The following is a 21,669-nucleotide window of genomic DNA, read 5'->3' on the forward strand; positions in this document are numbered from 1 at the left end:
CCCGTCCGTGCGAAATGCCTTACCTCTCCTACCCCCACAGCGGGTGTGGGAGCCCGTCATCGACCAGCACGACACCTGGCTCGCGATCAATCCGGATCAGGGCTGCCCCAAGGTCTGCGACTACTGCTACCTCCTCGACCGCGGTCAAACGCGCGTCAAGCCAGCTCAACTGGCCACCCCCCAGCGGACCGTCGACCTGCTCCTGTCGAGCCCCTACTACTACCGGCAAGCCGTCCTTGCCCTCTACACCTGCACCGATGCCCTCGCCACCCCACGCAACCGCGCCCATCTTGTCGGCCTCCTCGGTGAACTGGTCGCCAGGGGCGTACGCAACCCGGTGTGCCTGATCACGAAGTGCGCCGTCACCCAAGACGTCATAGATGCCGTCCTCACGGCGCGGGCGGCCGGCATCCCCGTGATCGTGTACCTCAGCTACTCCGGGCTCGGCCCTGACATCGAACGCGGCATCGACCACGAGGCACTCCGCGCCAACTTCCCGCGTCTGAGCGAACACGGGATCCCCGTCATCCACTACTGGCGCCCGCTCATCCACGCGAACGCCGCCCCTGAGACGATCACTTATGTCCTGGACTGGGCCGCCCGCTACTCCACCTGTTCCGTAGCTGTCGGCCTCAAAGTCAAGCGCGGTTCCCGGCAGCAGATGGCTGACCTCTGGCCCGCACTGAGCGACGAGAACCTGCCCCTGGAGTCGGCCGACGCCGTATGGCCGCGCGAGACCTGGGACCTGCTGGACACCCTGCCGCTCCGGTATCCCGACCACCCCATCTATCAGACGAACTCCTGCGCCCTCGCTCACGTTCTGCGGCGGCCGGACAACCACCATGTCCACGCCACGCCCACCTGCACGGCCAACCACTGCCCGGCCAGTCAGCGCGAACGCTGCGCCACCGCCTCCCCGCCCCCGGTCACTGCCGACGCCATCCGGAACCAGCTCGTGTGGCTCGGCGTGCCCACGCTTCCCGTCTTCGACTGGGACGCAACGACGCGCACCGTCACCATTCAGGGAGCCCTCAGCCTCCGTGACCGCAGCAACATCGCCCAACGGCTCGGCATCGCCGTCCGAGCTGCACGAGGCAGCAATGAGCGGTACTGGTCTGGCCGACTCGAAGGCCGGCAACCCCTCATCGTCGACTCGTAACGGCTGCTCTGAATCGCCGAAGAAGCATGAGGTAGCGGTGTCTGGTGACGGCGGAGGAATGAACGAGAGCTACGTCAATCGCTTCAAGGCGGACTTGGCACGCTCTCTCGTCCTTCTCCGGGAGCAGCGTGGTTGGTCGGTGTACGACTTGGAACGGCGGACAGGAGTCAGCCGTTCGACGCTTTCACGGATCGAGCGAGCCGTGACCGAACCGACGACGACCGTTTTGGTAAAGGTATGCCTGGCATACGGCTGTCCCGCGTCACGCCTTCTGGCCGAAATCGAATCTCGGCTGCCCTGCCCTAGCGGCCCCAGCGCATCCGCCGAGCAAGTCACAGGCTGTCGAACAGAGTCGCTGACTTTGCCCAGTAGGGTCGGTGGCATGAGTACACCCACTGAAGGGCTGACTCTGGGGGCCGTCAGCGCGATCGTCGAGAAGAAGATCCTCACCAACAAGATCCGTATCTACCGGCCTGGCGAGCCGGTATTCAACCCGGACACGGGACAGTATGAGCCCGGTCCGCCCGTCACCATCTACGAAGGCCCGGGTGCGATCTTCCCCACCGGTGGTCCCTCCGTAGTCCTGCACCTCGCCGGACAGGCATACGTGGACGACACCCCGTCCCGCTACCGACTGCTTACTCCGCTGTCGGCGCCGGTCGCCTCGCGGGAGGACACCGTGGCCGTCGTAGAGGCCGAAGACGAGTCGGCCATCGGCCGGACCTGGCGCGTGATCGACATCGGGGAGACCTCCACCCTGAGCATCGTGCGTACTACGTGGCTGGACCAGAACACGCAGGCGGCAGGAGCGTGAGGTGACCACCGTCATCGACCCGGAGGAAGTACGCAAGGAGCTGGAAGCCAAGCTCCTTCTCGACACGGTGAGGGTCACCCGGCCTACCGGCACGCCGGCCCTCGACCCCGCCACGGGGCTCCTCGGAGAGGTGCCTGCCGACCTGGTCTACGAGGGTCCGGGAGCCATGCTGTCCGGTCACGGCCAGGTGACCGCGGAGGGGATCGTCGGCAAGCAGTGGCTTGACGACACGGTCTCCTGGTACCGGCTGCTGACACCGCTCAGTGCGCCAGTGCCAGCCCGGTATGACCGGGTCGAGGTCACGGTCGCGCACTCGGGCAGCGCGGCAACGGGCGGTCGTGTCTGGCAGGTCCTCGACCCGGCCGAAGCGTCGACCGTGGAGCTGGTGCGCGTGACGCGGCTGGACGAGATCACGCCGCCGTCGTGAGGCGAATCGGAGTGTCCGAGAACCGTCCTACGCTCGACGTATGGAGATCACGGACACTCCGGCCGCCGAGCTTCAGCAGGTCAGCGTCACGGCGGACGGCAGCAAGGCTTCGATACTCATAGACGGAACCGACTACTCACGCGTCGTATCCGGCTACACGCTTCATCAACAGGCGGGCAAGGCAGCGGACTTGGTAATTCAGTTCGCGCAGGGCAGGACCAGCCCCGACTTCGACGGACACGCGAGGGTCGCCGTAGGGGTGCCGTACGAGCCGGGACCGGCAGCCGCCCACTTTCTCGCGGTCATCGACGCAGGGCTGCTGGAGAAGGCGGCGCTCGCCCGCCCGGACATGGACGGCGGCCCGCACGGCTTTACCAAGGCCGTACTGGCACAACTCCAGCAGTGGGCACGGGGAGAGTTCGGCCAAGCCCAGGAGACGAGCTGATGGCATCCCCACGCAACCCGCATCCGAACGCTCACCCTTCGGCGGGCGCGTACAGCAACGCACCGCAGATCGCGGCGCTGTTGAACGCCCGCGCCGCCGCCGCGCTGCCAGCGGTGTCCAGCGTCGTGCAGCACTACGCCATGCTGCTCGAAACCGCCATCAAGGCCAACGCGAGCGGTCGGCCAGGACCGAACGCACCGACGGGTGACTACCGTCGCTCGTGGACCCATGAGTTCAGCACGAGCGGCCTGAACGTTGAGGCGATCGTCGGCACCAACAAGCCTCAGAGCAGGCGCCTGGAGTACGGCTTCGTCGGGGCCGACAGCCTGGGGCGGATCTACAACCAGCCGCCTTACCCGCACGTGGGTCCGGCCGTCGAGCAGATCCGTCCCGCCTTCCTGGCCGCAATCGGAGCGGCGGTGGGGGACTGATGGCAGTGTCCGGGCGAGTGCTCAGCCTCGCGGTCCAAGCGATGCTCGCCAGCGCCACCGGCCGGTCCTGCGGGTACGGGACGGCTCCCACTTCCAGCAGTCTGCCCACCGGCGCGGCCACCCCCTACAGCGTGCTCTACCCCGTCGGCTCGACGAGCGACGGGCCACCCTTCGGAGACGCCAGCGCGGACGCCCGAATCGTCTATCAGGTCACGTCAGTTGCCACCACCGCCGAGCAGGCGGAGTGGATGGCAGACAAGGTCCGCGCGGGAATGCTGGCCCGGACCACGCTCGGCTATACCTACCCGATCAACGCCACCGGCTACGTGGTCATGTCCCGTGAGCTGGACAAAGAGGAAGGCGTGACTGTCGCCAGCGGCGTATACAGTTACGTTCAGCGGTTCGCGATCGAGGTCACCACCCTCGGCTGACCGCCGCACCTCACCGCGGAGGCCCATCGCGGACGCCCGACCACTCGGTACGGGCCGACTCCCAGCTTGATCTGTTGGGGACGGGCCTGCCGTATTCCGGGGCCGTCAGCGTCCCCGGAGAGTGAGAGTCGCGTGTCAACCACGCAGCAGCGTTTCATGCGCCGAGGCACCACCCTCTTCTACTTCCTGCAGAAGATCGCCTCCGATGACAACATTCCCACCCGCGCCGAACTCGGGCCCACGAACGCCACGAACCTGTCGGACACCATCTCCGACGTCGAAGGCTGGTCGCTGGAGAACACCCCGATCGACACCCCGGACATGGGGTCGACGTTCGCCACCACCATCCCCGGCGAGGACAAGGCGGACAACAGCTCGCTGACGTTCTACGAGGACAGGGTCAGCGACGAGATCGAGACCCTGCTGTCCAAGGGCGTCGTCGGGTTCATCGCCATCCTGCGCAAGGGCGACGTGCCGCAGTCCAAGTCGCTCGACGTGTTCCCCATCCGCGTCGGCAGCCGCAGCCCCTCGTACAGCACCGCGTCGGAACCGGCGAAGTTCAAGGTCACCTTCGGCATCACCGACGAGCCCACTCTCGACGCCGCCGTGCCGGCGAAGACCATCTGAGCCGGAGCTGCGACATGACCACCACAGCGATATCCGAACCCCCGGCCGCCGCCGTCGCCCGCGACGCCCACTGGTCGGCGAAGATGGCGCGGCTCAAGGCGCGCAAGCTGCCCGAGCGCAGCCTTCGGCTGTGCGACGACGACGGGGCGAAGAAGAACGCCACCGACGCCGCGTTGGAACTGGCCAAGGCACGCACGAGCGCCCGCGGGCAGTCCATCGAGCAAGGGCTCTCGGAGGCCGACCGCGATGAATGGACGGTCGGCCAGCCGGAAGTCGTCGCCGCACAACTGCGACTCGACGCCGCCGAACAGGTCCTGGAGGACGCGACGGTCGTCCTGACCTTCCGAGCCCTGCCGCGCCCGGCCTGGGAACAGCTCCTCCGTGATCATCCGCCGACGGAGGCCCAGGCAGACCAGGGCATGGAGTACAACGTCGAGACGTATCCCGCCGCCTTGATCGCCGCATGCCACATCGAGCGGGATGAAGCCGGGGATGAGGTCCCCGGAATGAGCGAGCAGGAGGCGCAGGAACTCCTCGACGCGTGGCCTGACTCCGAGGCGAAGGCCCTGTTCACCTGCGCGCTCCTGGTCAACCAGACGCTGAGGGCGGACCTGGGAAAAGGCTGACCTCCGACCCGGGCTTCCGTGCCGAGATGGAGGTCTGCGCCTCGTACGGCATCCCGCACTCGCAGTTCACTGGGGCGGGAGACGGGCGGTGGTCGGCGCTCGACCGTGCAAAGGCCATCGCCTACCTCGGCTTCTCGCGAACGGTGTGCGAGTCGTGCGGGACCAGGCCGGAGGAGTGGGACGAGCAGGCGGGTGGCGACCGCTTCGCATACGTCACTGAGACACACCGATGCGTCGGCTGCGAGCTGATCGCCATGGAGCAGGAACAGGTCCCGGAAGGTCCGGAGGGGCGTGGGGTGAAGGTCGGGCTTCGGCCCAGAAAGAAGGCTTAGCCAGTGGCTGGGGCCTACACCCTCTACGTCCAGGTTCAGGCTGGCGTCACCGGCCTGGTCGGAGGTCTGCGCACGGCGGCAGGCCAGGTCACCGCGTTTGGTGGGCAGATCCGCCGAGTCGACGGTGACCTCAACGCGCTCGCGGCTCGATCGGAACGGACCCGCCGTGCGATGACCACGGGATTCACCGTGATGGGCGTCGCTCTCGGCGGCGCGTTCGTCATGGGCGTTCGAAGCGCCATCGAGCTTGAGAAGCACATGGCGAACGTCATGACGATCTCGAAAGAGATCAACAGCACCAACATCAGCCACTTCACGGACCAGATCGTTGAGCTGAGCACCCAGCTCCCGCAGTCCGCTGCCCAGCTTGCCGAGGGGCTGTACCAGGTCGTCTCGACCGGCTTCGACGGCGCTGACGCCATGACGATCCTGCGCGTGGCTGCCCGCGGTGCCGCCGCCGGCCTGACGACGACCGAGACGTCCGCCCGCGCCCTGCTCGGCGTCCTCAAGGCGTACGGGATGGACGCCTCGCAGGCCAGCGACGTCATGGACGTCATGTTCCAGACCGTCAACTACGGCGTTGTGTCGTTCGACGAGCTGGCACAGCAACTCGGTGACGTCGTCCCGATGGCCGCTGCGGCGGGCGTGAAGTTCGAGGACATCAGCTCGGCGCTCGCTGCGGTCACCCTCTCGGGCATCCCGGCCGCCGAGGGCGTCACGGCACTGAACATGCTGCTGACGCGCATGATGAAGCCCACCCAAGAACTGTCCAACATGATCAAGGGCTTCGGGTACGAGTCGGCTGCCGCCGCCCTCCAGCAGGACGGCCTGTACGTCGTCATGCAGAAGGTGCGCAACGCCACCGGCGGAAGCGCAGACCAGTTGGTTCCGCTTCTGCGCGACATCCGAGCGGTCCGCGCCGCCCTCGCCCTCTCGGCCGCCGACGGAGAGAACTACGCCGCGACCTACCAGGGCATCAGCCAGGAGGTCGAGCGCGCCGGCGCGACGCAGAAGGCGTACGCGATCCAGATGGATACCACCGCGGGCCAGTGGAGTCTGTTCCAGAACCAGGCCCAGGCGCTCGGCATCGACATGGCGCGCGTGCTGCTGCCCGCCCTGCAAGGAGTCGGGGAGTACTTGAATGTGCTGGCCGGGGCGATCAACGATCTGCCCGGCCCGGTGAAGTCCGTCATGGGCGTCGTGCTGGCCCTGTCGGCTGCGGCTCTCCTCGCCAAGGCGGCTTTCCTGCGGTTCGGCGCACAGCTCACCGTCTTCCGGACCGAACTCGCCGCGGCGCGGGCCGGGGGCTCCGCCCTCCCCGCCGTCCTCAGCGGAGCTGGCATCGCGGTGGCCGGTCTGACGGCGCTGATGACGATCGGCATTGGCGTGTACGCCGCCTACTCGGCCAGCAAGCAGAAGGCGAAGGCCGCGACCGAAGAATTGGTCGACGCCCTGCGCAAGGAGAGGGAGGAGGGCGAGCAAGGAGCAGGGCTGCGCACCCTCACCGAACAGCTCACGAATAGCGACGACGTCAAGAAGCTCAAGGACGCCGGGATTGACGTAGTGACCGCCATCGACGCGATCACGTCGGGCGGCGCGAAGCTCAAGAAGCTCAAGGAGGATCTGGACACTCAGAAGGCGCTGACCTGGGACATCGGCTCATACGCGCCCGATCCGGAGTGGGATGCAGCCAAGAAGGTCTTGGACAAGCAGCACAGGATCTGGAGCAACGCGGTCAAGCAGGAAAGCCAGCTTGCCGCGAACATGGCGATCGTCAACAACAAGATCAAGAACAATCGTCGCGAAATGCTCGGGGCCTGGGACCTGACGCAGTTGCTGCCGACGGACAAGAACGGATCGCCGCAGTTCACCGATCAGATGGAGGCGATGAGCAAGTCTCTCGCCTCGATCGTTGACCCGGCGAAGGCGTGGAAGGCCGCTCAGGACAAGGTCGCCGAGGCCAACCGCAAAGCGGGCCGGTCCGCCGACGCCTCGAAGGCTTCCCTGTCGGACTACGTCACGGAGCTGCGCAAGCAGCTCAAGGCGCAGCGCGAGTTCCAGAAGAACCTGGGCGAGCTGGCGGCCGCGGGACACCTCGACCTTGCCGACCACTTCTCCGACCTCGGCCCCGACTCCGCCCCGATCCTGGATGAGCTGGTCAAGCAGCTCCAGAAGGGCAAGGGCAAGGTCGCCGACGAACTCGAAGCGATCATCCAGGAATCGTCCGCCCGCTCGACCCCGGCCTTCCGCGCCGGCCTGGAGCAGTTGCCCGCCATCTCGGCGAAGTACGGGAAGAAGGTCGCTGAGGCATGGGCTGACGCGGCGGCCACCAACGACCCCGGCAAGCTGGCCCGCGTCATGCAGGACATGACCGTGGCAGACATGGAGACAGCGGCGAAGAAGCTGCCCAAGTCCGCCGCCGCGCAACTCGAACAGGGCATGAACCTCTTGGCCGACGTGTCGGCCAAGTACGGCAAGGAGGCGTCGACTTCGCTGGCGCAGTCCTTCCTCAAGGGAGACATCGGAGAGATCCGCTCGCAGCTCAACGCCTTGTACGGAGCAGACCTGCCGATCAAGGCACCCGATCTGAGCGGTGTCATAGGAGCATTCAAGGCGGCTGGCGTCCAGTCGAACTCCGAATGGTCCGGGATGCTCAGCCTCATCGTCGCGGTGGCCCAGCAGAAGGGAACGGCGGCGGCCTCGGCCCTCACCAGCGCCCTTCTCTCCGGCGACATGGCAGCGGTTCAAACACAACTCGACGGCATCGGCGCGTCCGTGGGGCGCATCCCCGGGACGAAGACCATCACCGTGACCGTCAACAAGCCCGCTGCAATCACCATCCCGTTCTTCGCCAAGCCGCAGCCCACGTCGTGGGACAAGGACGGCAACGGTGTCCCCGATTCGATCCAAGCTCCGAAGAAGCAGGCTAACGGCGGACTGATCGACTTCTACGCCGACGGCGGGGTCCGATCCCGCCGTGAGGAACACACGGCGCAGATCGCTCCCGCCGGCGCGTGGCGCGTGTGGGCCGAGCCCGAAACCCAAGGAGAGGCGTACATCCCGCTGGCCGGAGCGAAACGGGCCCGATCGAAGCGGATCTTGGAGGAGGTCGCCAGCCGCTTCGGCGGGGAGGTCACCTACCACGCCGACGGCGGTCTGTCGGGCTTCACCTACCAGCCTCAGTCGCTGTACTCCCTGTCCGGAATCGCCAGCGATTCACAGGACAAGAAGGGCAACTTCAGCCTCGCGCTGTTCGCGAAGAAGCTGCACTCCTCGGTGGCGACCGCGAAGCGGTGGCGTCGCGACCTCGACACAGTGGCTCGCCGCGCTGGCCAGGACGTGGCAGACGCCCTCGCGGAGATGGGCGAGGAAGGGGTGTCGCTCACTCGCAAGATGGCGACCGGCAGCTCGCGCTACGTGCGGTCCATGGCGAAAGACCTGCGGGAGCTGGCCGCCGCGTCGAAGGCGAGCCTAGGCGAGTACACCGGGCAGCTCCGCCAAGCGGTGAAGGACCAGACCGTCTTCGAGAAGAACTTGGCGAAGCTCGCGGCCAGCGGCTTCGGCGACCTCGCCAAGCGCCTGGCCGAGCAGGGTGACCAGGACGCGGCCGAACTCGCCGCCCAGGCCGTGAAGGACAAGAAGAAGGCGAAGGCGGCGAACGACGCCGCCCGCAGCGCCGACAAGACCGTGCCCAGTGACGACCTGCCGGATCTGGTCGCGATCATCGGCGCGATCAAGAGCAAGACGACCGGGTTGCACGCGGTGGCCGACGCCACCGGGCTCGATGAGGACCACATCATCGAGATCGCCAACCTCGGCCTGTCCCGGCTCAAGAGCGCGCTGGGCTCGAAGGGCGCCAAGTTCTTTTCCGACCTGAGCCGTGCGAACAAGGGACTGTCGTACGCCAACGGCGGCATCCTCACGCCTGGCCTCTACGCCACCTCCGGGGGCCTGATCAAGTTCGCCGAACCGAGCACCGGCGGAGAGGCATTCATCCCGCTCGGCGCGACGAAGCGCAGCAGCGCCCTCGCAGTCCTGCACGACGTCGCCACACGCTTCGGGATGCGCCTGGCCAGCGGCGCCGCCCCACCAGCCATGCGGCTCGTCGACGCCCGGCCCGCCCCGGTCCAAGTCGTCGTCGTCCGCGACGAGCGGCCCGCCGCCCTCGTCGGATCCATGCCCGTGACCGTCAACGGCGGTGCCGACGCCAAGGCAGCGGACCGGGTCGGCACGGAGATCATGAGGCGGCTGCGGAATGCCCAGCGAGGAGGCCGTATCTGATGGCGGTGATCAATCAGGAGTGGCAGGTCGACTTCGCGGGCGTCCTGATGGGCCCCGGTACTCCGTACCCGGTCAGCGACATCACCGGTCTGGGGACACCAGAAGTCCGTGCCCAAGACGTCGAGTTGCCTACGGACGACGGCTCGTTCCCCGGGGTGGACTACTACAGCCCTCGCACGGTGACGATTGAGGCCGGCATCCGGACACCGGGCGACCCGCAAGCCGCCGTCGACGCGCTCGCCGCACTCGACCAGGCCGCAGCCGACCCGGCGACCCGGAAAAGCGCGGGTGCCGTGCAGACCCTGCGGCTGTGGTGGCCCGGCCGTACCAACACCAAGCGGCTCTACGGCAGGGTCCGCCGAGTCGAGGCCGTGTCCATGGCGCAGGCCATCTACGGCTGGATCCCGATCACCTTGGAGTTCACCGCGACCACCCCCGAGTGGCACGACGACACCGAGCAGCAGACCACGCTACCCCTCGCCCGCGACTTCGACGAGGAGGGCTTCACCACTCCGGTAACCGCGCCGATTACGACCGGCGTGGCCAATCCTCAGGAGCGGCCCGGCTGGGTCACCAACTCCGGTGATTTGGCTGCCTGGCCCTCCTTGACGATCAGGGGCCCGGTCGTGAATCCCCGCATCTGGATCACGGAGACGGGCCGTGTTCTCGACCTCGCGCTGGCTCTGGGCGAGAGCGACATCCTTCAGATCGACACCCGTCCCGGAACGCGCTGGGTGCTGCGCAACGGCGGTAACGCCGCCTACGCCCTGTCTGCCGCATCCCGGCTGGACCTCTTTCAGATCCCGCCCCGTCGGACCAGCGAAGTCCGGTGGACCGGCGCGGACTACACCAACTCGACCCGTCTCACGGTGTCGTGGCGCGACGCCTACACAGCCCTGTAAGGAGAGCACTACCAGATGGCACTGATCCAGCCGCCCATGCTGACCCATGGTGGCACCCACCCGGCCCGCGCCTTCCGCATGATGATCCGCGACCTCGCTCGCGGGAATTCGGGCGTAACCGAAGGAAATGACCTGAAGGTCAGGGAGTGGGCCACCCCCGGCGCCGGCGTGCGTGTCGGCGATGGCTCGGCCGTGGTGGGGGGAGCGGCCTGGGGCCAGGGCTCCTACACCCAGTACAACGTGGGCGATGCCATCGTGCCGATCGCCCCGACGGGCTCCTCGGCTCGATCGGACCTGATCTGCTTGCGAGTCGAGGACCCGGACTACGAAGGAAACCGGAATCCGGCGGCCGACGAGATCGGCTACTTCCACGTCGTGTCCGGCGTATCCGCCACGACGAAGACGGTCCCGTCCGGAATGACGGCGATTCCGTTGGCCCGACTGAATCTTCCGGCGAACACGGCCACGGTCACCAACGCGATGGTTGTGGACCTGCGGCAGATCGCGAACCCTCGGCGCGACCGACGGCTATACACAGCCTTCCCATCAACGCTGAGTGAGCTGAAGTATCAGGACAACAAATGGCATGCCTGGCCCACTTCGGCCAGTTGGTCGGTGCCCATTCCTGCCTGGGCCGTGTCGGCCAAGGCCGTCATCACCATTGCCGGACTTCGTATGGCACGGGCTGACGTGTTCGCCTCCATGCAAACGAAGTTGGGCGCTGACCTCGGAGATAACACCGCCATCGACGATGACCAGGGTTCAGGCACCCGGCGGCAGACCATCGTCGTGGCGGACAACATCACCATCAGCGCGGCGCAGCGCGGCACCACCCAGACTCTCTCGCTTCAGACCTACATGTCCAAGTCAGAAACAGGTGACCTGGGGGTCGACAGCTCCACCTCGATCATCGCCGACGTCGAGTTCACCGAAGGCGTCCTCTGACACGACGAGCTGTGCCATGAACCCATCCCGGCGCGGGGGAGATCAAGGACGCGCCCGATGTCAACGCCGTCGTACCGCTACCTCACCACCGACGCACTCACCAACAAGGTCCTGGCCTGGGACCTCCCGCTGAGCGGCGTCGAGTTCGGGCCCGCGCTGTCCGCGACCGGCGGCCTCGTCGGAACTGTTGAACCCCGCCTCGCCCAGTTGGTCCGCTCTCAGCTCGCCCCGGGGAACACCAAAATTTTTGTTGAGCGCGACGGGCGACTGCTGTGGGGCGGCCTGATCTGGCGGGCCGACCCCGAGGGCCAGCAGCTGAACATCGAGGCCTCCGGGTGGGGCTCGTACCCATACCGCCGTTACGACCTCCACGGACAGCTCAACGCCCGCGGCCCCTATACCTACGCGGACCCATGCAGAGTCATCCGCGACGTGTGGGCGTATTGCCAGGAGCAACCTGACGGACAGCTCGGCATTCAGGTCGACGGCACCACTTCCAAGGTCACCGTCGGCACACCCGAGGACCCCTACCGGATCGACTGGTGGGACACCCCCTCGCTCGGCGACGTCATCGCAGACATGGTCGCCGTCGAAGGCGGACCCGAGTGGACCGAGGACGTCGCCTGGCAGAGCGGAACCCCGCAGGGCCACATCCGTGTCGGCTGGCCCCGCCTCGGCCGCCGCCGCACGGACATCCACTTCGAGTCCGGCGTGAACGTCGTCAAGGCGGTCCCGGTCGAGTACGACGCCGACAACCTCGCCCAGGTCGTCATTGCGCTCGGCGCCGGCGAGGGCCGCAACCGCCGCCGCGCCGTCGACGCCGTACGGGACGGCCGGCTACGCCTGGAGCACCTGCTCGAAGTACCGGAGGAGAAGGCGAACGACAGGCTGGCCGCGCGCGCCCGTACGGAACGCATCTCCCGCCAGGTCATCGGCGAAGTCACCGAGATCACCGTCCGCGACCACCCCGCGGCCCGCTTCGGTTCCTGGCAGATCGGCGACGACGTACGGGCCCGGGTCCACGACCAGTGGACCGACTTCGACGCCTGGTCCCGCATCGTCGGCTGGCAGATCCAGCCCGCCTCCGGTGACACCCCCGAGCAGGCCGTCATCCAGCTCCAGCGCGCAGACCGCTTCACCTACGGGGGAGGCACCGCGTGAGCAGCGACATCGCCCGCCTGGCCGCCCGCGTCGCCGTCCTGGAACGGCAGCTGGCCCGCACTACCCGCACCGCCCGCATGGCGTACTCGTCCGTCGAGGACGGAGCGATCGAGGTCTACGACCAGGACGGTGCCCTGCGCGGCAGCATGGGTCTCCAGGACGACGGCACCGTCGGCTTCGTCGCCCACAACGGACCGCCGCCACCCACCCCCACGCCGCCCGTGGTCGAGTCCGCGCTGTCCGGGCTCACTGTGACCTGGCCCGGAACGTGGACGGACGCCGAGACCGCTCCGCTCGATCTGGCCGAAGTCCAGGTTCACCTGTCGACGACGGCCGACGCCGAACCGGACACCAACAGCCCCGTGGCAGCCTTCCACACGGCTGCCGGCGGAAGCATCACCCTCGCCATCGACACCTACACCCCGCTGTGGGTGCTCCTGATCGCGGTCAACACCTCCGGCACGGCCGGAGAGCCCTCGACCGCTGTGCAGGGCCAGGCCCGCCAGGCCGTCCCCGACGACCTCGTCAACGCGATCATCGACGAAACCAAACTCGCACGCGGCGCGGTCACCGACGCGGCGCTCGCCCTCGGGGCAGTCAACTCCACCGCGCTCGCGGACGGCGCGGTGCTCGCCGGGAAGCTCGCCGCCAACTCCGTGACGCTGGGCAAGGTCGCGAGCGGCGCGATCACCCTCAGCTCGCTCGGCGGCGCGCTCGCGGACGCCACCAGTCAGCGACTCGTCGACACGATGGGTGAGGCCGCCGCCTGGCAGACCACCGACCAGGGCAGCGGCGCCACGTGGGCGCACCTCACCGGCGTACCGGACGCTCCCACCGGCCGGAACGTCGGTGAGGCACGCGGCTTCATCCGGCTCCGGGGCACGACCCTCGTCCCGTACGAGCCCGGTGTCCTGTACCGGATCAGCGCCCGGATCCGGGCCACAGCCCAACTTGCCACCGGCCCGGACGCGTTCTACGTCGGCGTGCTCGGCGTGGGCTCAGATCAGACCACCTTGGTCAACCGCGCCGGAGCGAACACCCCGAACAGCCACTACTACATCGCGGCGTCGTATCGATCGCTGCCGACCACGGACGGCTGGGTCACGGTCGTCGGCTACCTGAAGGACCGCGCGGCCGCGGGCTCCGCCGGCCCCAACAACGACCCGCGCTCACCCGGCACCGTGCACGACGCCGTCCGATTCATCACCCCCTACTTGTGGCTCAACTACGCCTCGATGGGTGTCTCCGGCTCCCCGGCCGTTATGCAGGTCGACGCCGTTGCCATCGAGGCGCTGAAGACCGGGATCGTCGACGCGACCAACCTGGTGAGCGGTTCGGTGACCGCCGCCGCGCTCGCGGCTGACTCGGTGATCGCTGGGAAGGTCGCGGCCGATGTCATCACGAGCCGTGAGATCGCCGCGAATTCGGTCACGGCGACCGAGATCGCGGCGGCCTCGATCTCCACGGACAAACTGGTGGTCGCGGGCGGTACGAACGTGCTCAGCGACCCCTCGTTCGAGGGCGCCTACACCGCGGCGATCGCCACGACCGTATGGTCCGTCGTCTCCGGCGGCAACGGCTCGGCGAAGGCGCTCCGGGTCGACGCCACGGCGACGGCCGCCACGACACGGGCCCTGAACCTCACGTCGATGCCGGTCCTGGGCGGAGAGCAGCTCTACCTCGCCATCGACGCCAACGCGTCCGCCGACTGGGCGGGAGGCGCGCTCAAGTTCTACGCCCGCTGGCAGGACGGTGCGGGCGCGACCGTCGGCTTCGGCGTCGCCCAGGTGGACGTCCCGACCCGCGGGTCGTGGCAGCGGCTTGCCGCCACGGTCACGGCACCGGCGAACACCACCGCGGCCACGGTCTGGGTGGAGACGTACCAGTCCACCGCCGGAGCCGTGTTGTGGGACAACGCAGTCGTCCGCCCGGTGGTGCCGGGCGTGCAGATCGCCGACGGCGCAGTCACCGCGCCCAAGATCCTCGCGGGAGCGGTGACCGCAGAGAAGATCGCGGCCTTGGCCATCACGGCCGAGAAGATCGCGACGTTGTCCATCACCACGGACAAGCTGAACGCACTGACCGTCACCTCGGACAAGATCGCGGCCAACGCCGTGACGGCAACGAAGATATCGGCGGGCGCGGTTGAGGCGACCCACATCAAGGCCGGGGCAATCACGGCGGACAAGCTCGACGCCGACGCCATCAACGGCAAGACGATCAACGGAGCCGTTCTCACCGGTAGCACCCTTCAAACTGCCGCGAGCGGACAACGAGTTGTCATCAGCCCGGGAAACACCAATCCGGAGACCGGATCGATTGAGTTCTATTCCGGTAGTGCCGATGAGTCGGCACCGGCAGAACTCAATACCGCCATCGGGTACGCCTCAGATTCCTCCGGTACCTACGAAGTTCCGAGCGTTTCGCTGAGCGCCCCGAAGGTGACTGGTTCGAGCCAGGAAACAGGGGTGTTCCTGCAAAGCCACGTACCGGGCTTTTCGGGAGCAGTCTTCAACCTTTACGCAAACGATCTGAGCGGCAACGGAGTTGCCTACATCAACGGGTACGGAGCTGATACCTCGGCCGCCGGATCGTCCATCGAGCTGCACGTTCGCGATGCGCCGTCCGCATCGGCCCAGTCCACTGCCAAGCTGACATCCAGCGGATTCACGATCGACCGAGACCTCAGCGTCTACGGCAAATCCCAAGGTCGCGGATTCGTCGCGCAGCGAACCCTCACCGCGAACGTCACCTTCTCCAGCACAGAGACAGCCGTCATCACCACCGGCACCATCACGTTCAAAACCGGCCGCGCCTACCGGATCTCCATCTGGGCTCTCCACAGCGCGCCGAGCGACAGCTACGCCCTGTATCGGATCCGGAAGAACACCGTGTCGGGAACGATCTACAAGGACCAGATCCGGATCAACAATCTTCAAGGCTCCTCAGGGAACGCAGCCGTCTCCGTCCAGACCATCCTGGCCAACACCACAGGAAGCGACGTCACGGCAGCACTGTGCTGGACCGGCGCTCAGGGCGCGGTCGCCCAGACATGGACCGTCGCCGCCAGCACCAGCAATACGGCATATCTCCTGGTGGAAGACTGCGGGTCCGCCGGCGACTACAGCGGGCAGGCCATCACCTGACCAGCCCACGCACGGTAATCCAGTCCCGTTCCGCGCCTCCCACGGCCTTGGGACTGGGCGGATCGCATGCCGAGGTATCGCGTATTCCCCGGCGGGGTGGCCCTCGTGTCTCCGTGAATAGTAGCCAGCGCATATCGAGCGCCAAGTTCAGCCAGCCGCAGTGACCGGGAGCAGCACGGCCTTGTCGCCGCAACCGAGCACCACCGCGATGACGAAGTCGCAGCGAGTACCCGAACCCGACGATCGCAGCAGCACGGCGATGTCAGTCGGTCCGCAGCATGCGTGACTTAGATGGGAGGCGGGTGATTTCCCTGTCGCTCGACGGTCGGGGCCAAGCCGGATGAAATCCTCTCACAACGTATGACGCAGGGAAGGCCGATGGAGATTTTACCGTCTCATTGCAACGCGGTCTGATGCTGCGCCGTCTACCCAGCCGATCCGCTTCCGACTGTGAGGACCCTGTGATGACACGCTCGATCGGCCGCCGCCTTCTCCTGGCCGGTGCAGCCACCACGGCACTGCTGACCCTCAGCGTCTTCTCCGGCAGTGCCATCGCGTCTGCCGCCCCCGCTCCCGCCACCACCGCAGCGGCCTCCAAGCCGTGCGGGGATCCTTTGACCGCGCACAACTTCGGGTTGATCCTTGACGGCGCCTGCGTCGAGTTCCTCAATGGAGCCAATGGCCTAAGCGCAAATCAGATAACCCTGTACCGGGGCGTGGCCGGCAGCCAGGCCTTCAGCGAATTCATCTTTACCAGTGCGTGGAATCCTGGTGTGCGTAAGAACATCAGCGTCGTGCTTCTTGATTACCAGAGTAACGAGGTCAAACGCTACAGTCTCCGCAATGCGCATGCCATTAGCTACGACATCAATGGGACCGTCAAGTTGCAATTCGACGAGGTCATCGTGTCGTAGGGCAGTTCGCTGAGGATCTCCGGCACCGCGTCAGCCGCCGGGCGATTCCAAAGTCGCAGTGACCTTATGAGTGCGATGGTCGCCGCGGCGCAATGAGCAGGGCTGTTTCAAATTCCGAGTGACGCCGCGAAGTCGTAGTTCGCGGCGGCGTGACGACTGTCGGTCGGCCCGTCTCGCGCACAACGAAGCTCCGGTTGGAGCGGGTGACCTCTCAAGTCGCCTTCTCGTCAGCACCGCGCACTCCCGGGGCTGCCGCAGCGGCTGGCCACGCTGGCCGATCTGCGGCCCCCGGGGCGGGAAACGTCACCCGTTCGTGAGCGTGCTGCTGATCGCATGCTCGGCCGTGCTGAGCGGGGCGCGTTCGTTCGCCGCGATCGGCCAGCGGGCTAAGAATGCCCCGCAGGAGGCCCTCGCCCGGCTCGGCGCCCGCACCACCAGCGTGTTCGCCGTCCGCGTCGCGCCCAGTACGGCGACCGTCCGCCGGATCATCAACAGCACCTGTCCCGGCAGGCTTGCCGACCTGCTCGGCACCGACCCGGCCGGCGCCGACACCCTCGCGGTGGACGGCAAGAGCGCACGCGGCTCCCGCCACGGTGACACATCGGCCGCGCATCTGCTCGCCGCCATGACCGGTGGCGGGCTGACCGTCACACAGCTGCGCGTCCCGGACAAGAACGATGAAATCACCTGCTTCGCCGGTCTGTTGGCCCCGTTCGACCTGGTCGGGGTGACCGTGACGGCCGATGCCCAGCGCGGCCACGCCCGCTTCTTCGTCGAGGAGAAGCAGGCGCACTCCGCGCTGTGCGCGAAGAAGAACCAAGTCGGTCTCTACGAGCGGCGCCCCACCTTGTTGCCCTCGTCCGCGCCGGAGCCCGCTTCGAACGAGGCCACATCGTCGAACGCCTCGAGGCTCACGCAGCCTGAACAACCTCAACTGACCTGCAGGCATTGGCAGTTACTCCATCTCGTGCCACTTCTAGTACAGCCGAACAGCTGGAACCATCTGTCGGATGCGTTGGAATGGAGTGCATGTGAAACACCATCGGTCAAGGGCTCTGCGTGCCGTCGTCACTGGACTCGCCGCTCTCGTCGTCGGCACCGGCGCCGTGACCCCGGCATCGGCTGCGCCCACCTACTGGACGTACCAAAGCAAGTACAACGGCGACTGCCTGACGGCCTCGGCCGGCTCCACCGCTGTCTTCACTGCCCCGTGTCAGGGCTGGAATGCACAGGACTGGGACTGGATCGACTCCCCTTAGAAGCCATCTCATTTGGCCGAGATAAGGTGTCGGCCCCAGTTGACGCACGGGGTGCCGATACAGGTCGTCTCGGCAGATGCGGATGGAGCAGGGACATGATTGACCGCGCTGGGCTCGCTGGTCTGATCCGCTTGATACCTCCGCCAGCCGAAGCGGGGGTGTTGGTTGACTGGGAGGCCGTGCAAAGGGCTTGGGGGCTCGTGTTCCCCTCGGACTTCAAGGAGTTCCTCGCGCACTACGGTGGTGGCCTGCCGAACCTGGATCTGGGCGTGCTGGTTCCTGCCATCGTGACTCCTGAGACCTGTGATGAACCGGGCGCCCCGAAGGGCGGCATGGGGTTCATCACCGCGGACACGCGAGCTACGTGGGTGGACACCGAACCTACGGGCGTCGATGCAGCAGCCGAGGATCTGGTGACCTGGGGAGCGGATGGCAGTGCTGACCTGTACTGCTGGCTCACCCACGGCAATCCTGAGGACTGGCCGGTGGTGCTCTTCAGCCACGGCGATGACACCTGGACGCGCTTTGACTGCGGCATGACGGAGTTTCTGCGCAGGGCATTGAGCGCAGACAGCCGGGCCGAGGGCATGAAGGATTCGGCTCTGTGGGGCGCGGGCTTGCGCAGGCTCTGAAGTTACTTGGTCTGCCTCATCTGTCGAGCCTGCGATAGCAGATCAGGGTGCAGGCGATGCTGGTGAAAGCCAGGAAGTGGTCGGCCTTGCGTTCGTAGCGGCGGTGCAGGCGTCGGCATCCGGCGAGCCAGGCCATGGTGCGTTCGATGGTCCAGCGGTGACGGCCGAGCCGTTGCGAGGTCTCGATGCCCTTGCGGGCGATGCGGTGCCGGATGCCTCGGCCGGCTAACCATCGCCGCAGGTGGTTAGAGTCGTAGCCCTTGTCGGCGTGGAGTTTGTGGGGCCGTCGTCGCCTGGGTCCTCGCCGCGAGCGGATCGGAGGAATGCCCTTCACCAGCGGGATCAGCGCCTGGCTGTCGTGCGTGTTGGCGCCCGAGATCCCGATGGACAGGGGCAGGCCGGTCCGCTCCGTGATCAAGTGGATCTTTGACCCGTACTTGCCCCGGTCCACAGGATTCGGGCCTGTCAGCTCCCCCTTTTCAGGGCCCGCATGTTCACCGAGTCGATCGCGCACCGGGACCAGTCCAACTCGCCGCGGGATCCCAGCTCGTCGAGGACCAGGCGGTGTAGTTTGGCCCACACCCGGGCCTTGGTCCACTCGGTGAAGCGGCGGTGAGCAGTCGCGCCGGACGGCCCGAACGAGGCGGTCGGCAACTGCTGCCACGTGCAGCCAGAGGTCGCCACGAAGACGATTGCGGCCAGTACTTCGCGGTCGCCGTGCCGACGCCGGCCACCACCCTGAGGCCGCGATGGCGCTTCCGGCACCACCCGCTGAAACAGCTCCCACAACTCGTCCGGCACCAGCCGTTCAACGATCCCTACCACGACCGGCAGCTTAATCAGCCAAATGAGATGACGTCTTATACCCAACACCAACTGAAGAGCCGGACGCGAGACCTGTGCCTCACCACCGACAACCACACGGACCGCAACGCGGGCTGGCTGAGCGCGTGCGTCGGCAGGCTCGGCCAGCACTGGGACAACGGCATCCCTGACAGCCTCCGGAGCGACACCTTCTTCAACACGGAAAACACTCTGAGGGTTTCTCCCACGAGCACCGCCGTTTACAGCTCAAACTCGGCCACCGACTATGTCACATACGACATCCCGAACAAGACCCACTTCTGGTGGGCAACAGCTCATTCCTGACCCTCATCGACCGCGCGGATGTCCTGCTCCAGAGACATCACCGTCCTGATGACCAATGTCGAACCGCTCGGCGCTGCGGTAGCAGCGGTTCCAGGTGATCGCACAGCTCAACGGACACGATCCACGGCTTGTCGGTGGGCACCGCTACTATCCGGGATGCCTCAACGAACGACGAGCGGAGTCAGGGAATGGGTGACGTGAACGAATCAGTGGTCAAGCGGAAGTTGGCTATCCCGAACTGGCGGAACCTGTCCAAGGACAAGGTGCTCAAGTTCGCGGCAGCGATGCCCGAGATGGCCACTGAGTTGCGGCTCGAGCTCATCGAGCAGTTCCCCGCCTTCAAGGACCTGAGCAAGGCCGACATCGACGCGGTCACAGAGGCCCACAAATCCACTCTCGCAGCAAACGAGAACAGCCAGAACCACTTCTACAGGGCTTCGCAGGACCAGCGGGACGCCTTGCAGGCCGACCTCAGTCGGGACGACCTCAGCTGGGCACAGCGGGAGGCCCTCCACGACCGCCTCGACCGAAACGTGGGGCGGGTATCCGAGAAGGACAGCGAGAACAAGCAGTTCCTGGGAGCAGGGATGAAGTTGGTGGTAGCCGCCGGTGCAGTCGCCCTCTGGGCGAGCGTGGTATTCGTCGGCGGCAAGATTGCTGGAGCGGGCGAGGATCGGTCCGAGGAATCCCAGTAGGACTGATGCAAGCGCAAGGGAAATTGCTCATAGACTGATCTTCAGCGGCGCGGGGCTGCCGAAGGGAGCACGGTGAGCGCGCCGCAGGGCCAGGACCCCACGCCGTGGGAACTGCTGCGGGCCATGCAGCAGATGCGCGACGACCTGCGCGCCGACTTCGCTGCCTTCAGCGCGCGGCTCGCCGAGATGGTGACGAAGATCCAGTACGACGCCGACCGGCGGACTGACGAGGTACGGATCAAAGCCGTTGAGGACGACATCGCCCAGATCCGGCGCGAGCGCGAGACGGAGCGCCAGGAGGCCCGTGGCGTACGGCGGTTGGCTCTTACCGCCCTCGTGGCCCCGGTCGTGGTGGGAGTGATTGTCGCGATCGTGACCGGCAAGCTCGGACTGTAGGCTCGGAACAGCAGGCGCGGGGGAGAACAAGGAACGCGCCATGCCTGATCTCTGGCTGCCTGGAGCTGAGCGGCACCCCCTCAGCGATACCGCACCCACCGACACGCAGTACGACCCACGCGTCATCTGGCACATCACGTGGGACAAGAACGCCACGGCGGCCAAGCCCGCCGATCTCGTGGCATTCGACAAGCTCGTGCAGTACTTCACCGGCGGCGGCAAGGGAGTCGCGCCCCATCTGCTTTGGGATCCCTTCACGGGCAGAACCGCCCAGTTCTATCCGGCGAACAGCCGGGCCAAGTCGGTCGTCGACACCGCCGGCGGCACCCGAACCAACCGCACCGGGAAGGTGTGTCTCCAAGTCGAGACGCTGTTCTTCCCGTACTGCCGCGTGAACGGGAAGTCGTACGCGACGGTCCGGGACAGCCCGGCCAAGGGTCTGGACAAGATCCTCGCTTGGGCCCGGAGTTGGGGGGTGCCGGACACCTGGCCGATGGGCGCCCCGACCTGGAAGGCGAACCGCAGCGAGCACACCTGGGAGACGGAGGGCGGGCACTACGGCCACGGCCAGACGCCCGAGAACCAGCACACCGACCCGGGTCCTATGCCGAAGTGGCCGACCACCACGTCGACGACGCCCAAGCCGGGCCCGCCGGCCTTCCCCGGCCGAAGCGCCTTCGGCCCTGGCAAGTCGAACGCTTCGATTCTCCTGCTGGGCCAGCAGCTCGTGCGCAAGGGCTACGGCAAGCACTACCGCGTCGGCCCGTCCCGCGACTGGGGCGAGGCAGACCGCCTCAACGTCGTCGACTTCCAGCACGCCCAGAAGTGGTCCGGCTCCGACGCCGACGGCTACCCCGGCCCGGAGACCTGGCGCCGTCTCTTCGCCTGATCTCTCTC

General features: G+C 66.8%; 21 protein-coding genes and 1 pseudogene. 21 read left to right on the forward strand and 1 reads right to left on the reverse strand.

The window, feature by feature from the left end; genetic code table 11:
* Positions 1-43: 43 nt before the first annotated feature.
* The 17 genes and pseudogenes from ACFWBB_RS26085 (at position 44) to ACFWBB_RS26165 (ending at position 18,532) form a co-directional block, all read left to right on the forward strand.
* Positions 44-1,159: a hypothetical protein gene (locus ACFWBB_RS26085; RefSeq protein ID WP_385277135.1), complete on the forward strand. Its 1,116-nt coding sequence runs from the start codon at positions 44-46 to the stop codon at positions 1,157-1,159.
* A 58-nt stretch (positions 1,160-1,217) separates the two neighbouring features.
* Positions 1,218-1,424: pseudogene (locus ACFWBB_RS26090) on the forward strand (helix-turn-helix domain-containing protein); the annotation flags it as partial.
* 117 nt (positions 1,425-1,541) lie between these two features.
* The gene (locus ACFWBB_RS26095) at positions 1,542-1,973 is read left to right on the forward strand and encodes a DUF6093 family protein (protein ID WP_385277224.1); all 432 of its coding nucleotides are present in this window, start codon (positions 1,542-1,544) and stop codon (positions 1,971-1,973) included.
* Between the two features lies 1 nt (position 1,974).
* Positions 1,975-2,400, forward strand: a complete 426-nt coding sequence (locus ACFWBB_RS26100; protein ID WP_385277137.1) for a DUF6093 family protein — start codon at positions 1,975-1,977, stop codon at positions 2,398-2,400.
* 40 nt (positions 2,401-2,440) lie between these two features.
* Positions 2,441-2,845 carry a hypothetical protein gene (locus ACFWBB_RS26105; protein ID WP_385277139.1) on the forward strand — a complete coding sequence of 135 codons (405 nt, stop codon included), beginning with the start codon at positions 2,441-2,443 and terminating at the stop codon, positions 2,843-2,845.
* Positions 2,845-3,276: an HK97 gp10 family phage protein gene (locus ACFWBB_RS26110; protein WP_205382930.1), complete on the forward strand. Its 432-nt coding sequence runs from the start codon at positions 2,845-2,847 to the stop codon at positions 3,274-3,276. The genes ACFWBB_RS26105 and ACFWBB_RS26110 overlap by 1 nt, the downstream gene beginning before the upstream one ends.
* Positions 3,276-3,707, forward strand: coding sequence for a hypothetical protein (locus tag ACFWBB_RS26115; RefSeq protein ID WP_385277141.1), 432 nt, complete (start codon positions 3,276-3,278; stop codon positions 3,705-3,707). The genes ACFWBB_RS26110 and ACFWBB_RS26115 overlap by 1 nt, the downstream gene beginning before the upstream one ends.
* A 132-nt stretch (positions 3,708-3,839) precedes the next feature.
* On the forward strand, positions 3,840-4,334 hold the full coding sequence (locus ACFWBB_RS26120; RefSeq protein WP_385277143.1) for a hypothetical protein: 495 nt from the start codon (positions 3,840-3,842) through the stop codon (positions 4,332-4,334).
* Positions 4,335-4,348: 14 nt separating this feature from the next.
* Positions 4,349-4,960 (forward strand): hypothetical protein, encoded by a 612-nt coding sequence (locus tag ACFWBB_RS26125; protein WP_385277145.1) that lies wholly within the window; start codon positions 4,349-4,351, stop codon positions 4,958-4,960.
* 26 nt (positions 4,961-4,986) lie between these two features.
* Positions 4,987-5,292: a hypothetical protein gene (locus ACFWBB_RS26130; RefSeq protein WP_240203611.1), complete on the forward strand. Its 306-nt coding sequence runs from the start codon at positions 4,987-4,989 to the stop codon at positions 5,290-5,292.
* Between the two features lie 3 nt (positions 5,293-5,295).
* Positions 5,296-9,573, forward strand: coding sequence for a phage tail tape measure protein (locus tag ACFWBB_RS26135; protein WP_385277147.1), 4,278 nt, complete (start codon positions 5,296-5,298; stop codon positions 9,571-9,573).
* Positions 9,573-10,475 carry a hypothetical protein gene (locus ACFWBB_RS26140; protein WP_385277149.1) on the forward strand — a complete coding sequence of 301 codons (903 nt, stop codon included), beginning with the start codon at positions 9,573-9,575 and terminating at the stop codon, positions 10,473-10,475. The genes ACFWBB_RS26135 and ACFWBB_RS26140 overlap by 1 nt, the downstream gene beginning before the upstream one ends.
* A 15-nt stretch (positions 10,476-10,490) precedes the next feature.
* The gene (locus tag ACFWBB_RS26145) at positions 10,491-11,420 is read left to right on the forward strand and encodes a hypothetical protein (protein ID WP_385277151.1); all 930 of its coding nucleotides are present in this window, start codon (positions 10,491-10,493) and stop codon (positions 11,418-11,420) included.
* Positions 11,421-11,477: 57 nt separating this feature from the next.
* Complete coding sequence (locus ACFWBB_RS26150; RefSeq protein WP_385277153.1) at positions 11,478-12,581, forward strand: hypothetical protein; 1,104 nt, start codon at positions 11,478-11,480, stop codon at positions 12,579-12,581.
* Positions 12,578-15,727, forward strand: a complete 3,150-nt coding sequence (locus tag ACFWBB_RS26155; protein WP_385277155.1) for a hypothetical protein — start codon at positions 12,578-12,580, stop codon at positions 15,725-15,727. The genes ACFWBB_RS26150 and ACFWBB_RS26155 overlap by 4 nt, the downstream gene beginning before the upstream one ends.
* Positions 15,728-16,191: 464 nt before the next feature.
* On the forward strand, positions 16,192-16,641 hold the full coding sequence (locus ACFWBB_RS26160; protein ID WP_385277157.1) for a phage tail protein: 450 nt from the start codon (positions 16,192-16,194) through the stop codon (positions 16,639-16,641).
* Between the two features lie 313 nt (positions 16,642-16,954).
* Positions 16,955-18,532 carry an SMI1/KNR4 family protein gene (locus tag ACFWBB_RS26165; RefSeq protein ID WP_385277159.1) on the forward strand — a complete coding sequence of 526 codons (1,578 nt, stop codon included), beginning with the start codon at positions 16,955-16,957 and terminating at the stop codon, positions 18,530-18,532.
* Between the two features lie 16 nt (positions 18,533-18,548).
* Here the strand turns inward: ACFWBB_RS26165 and ACFWBB_RS26170 are convergent.
* Positions 18,549-19,348, reverse strand: a protein-coding gene (locus ACFWBB_RS26170; protein WP_351768265.1) for an IS5 family transposase whose coding sequence is annotated in 2 segments (ribosomal slippage) — positions 18,549-19,009 and positions 19,009-19,348 — 801 coding nt in all. Because the reading frame shifts where the segments join, the coding sequence is not laid out codon by codon here.
* Positions 19,349-19,384: 36 nt separating this feature from the next.
* Here ACFWBB_RS26170 and ACFWBB_RS26175 point away from each other — a divergent pair.
* The 4 genes from ACFWBB_RS26175 (at position 19,385) to ACFWBB_RS26190 (ending at position 21,661) form a co-directional block, all read left to right on the forward strand.
* Positions 19,385-19,681 carry a hypothetical protein gene (locus ACFWBB_RS26175; RefSeq protein WP_385277161.1) on the forward strand — a complete coding sequence of 99 codons (297 nt, stop codon included), beginning with the start codon at positions 19,385-19,387 and terminating at the stop codon, positions 19,679-19,681.
* Positions 19,682-19,869: 188 nt separating this feature from the next.
* Positions 19,870-20,376 carry a hypothetical protein gene (locus ACFWBB_RS26180; RefSeq protein ID WP_385277162.1) on the forward strand — a complete coding sequence of 169 codons (507 nt, stop codon included), beginning with the start codon at positions 19,870-19,872 and terminating at the stop codon, positions 20,374-20,376.
* Positions 20,377-20,448: 72 nt separating this feature from the next.
* Complete coding sequence (locus ACFWBB_RS26185; RefSeq protein WP_385277163.1) at positions 20,449-20,772, forward strand: hypothetical protein; 324 nt, start codon at positions 20,449-20,451, stop codon at positions 20,770-20,772.
* Positions 20,773-20,812: 40 nt separating this feature from the next.
* Complete coding sequence (locus ACFWBB_RS26190; protein ID WP_385277165.1) at positions 20,813-21,661, forward strand: peptidoglycan-binding protein; 849 nt, start codon at positions 20,813-20,815, stop codon at positions 21,659-21,661.
* Positions 21,662-21,669: the final 8 nt, after the last annotated feature.

This window comes from Streptomyces sp. NPDC060000, from assembly GCF_042737375.1.
GTDB lineage: Bacteria > Actinomycetota > Actinomycetes > Streptomycetales > Streptomycetaceae > Streptomyces.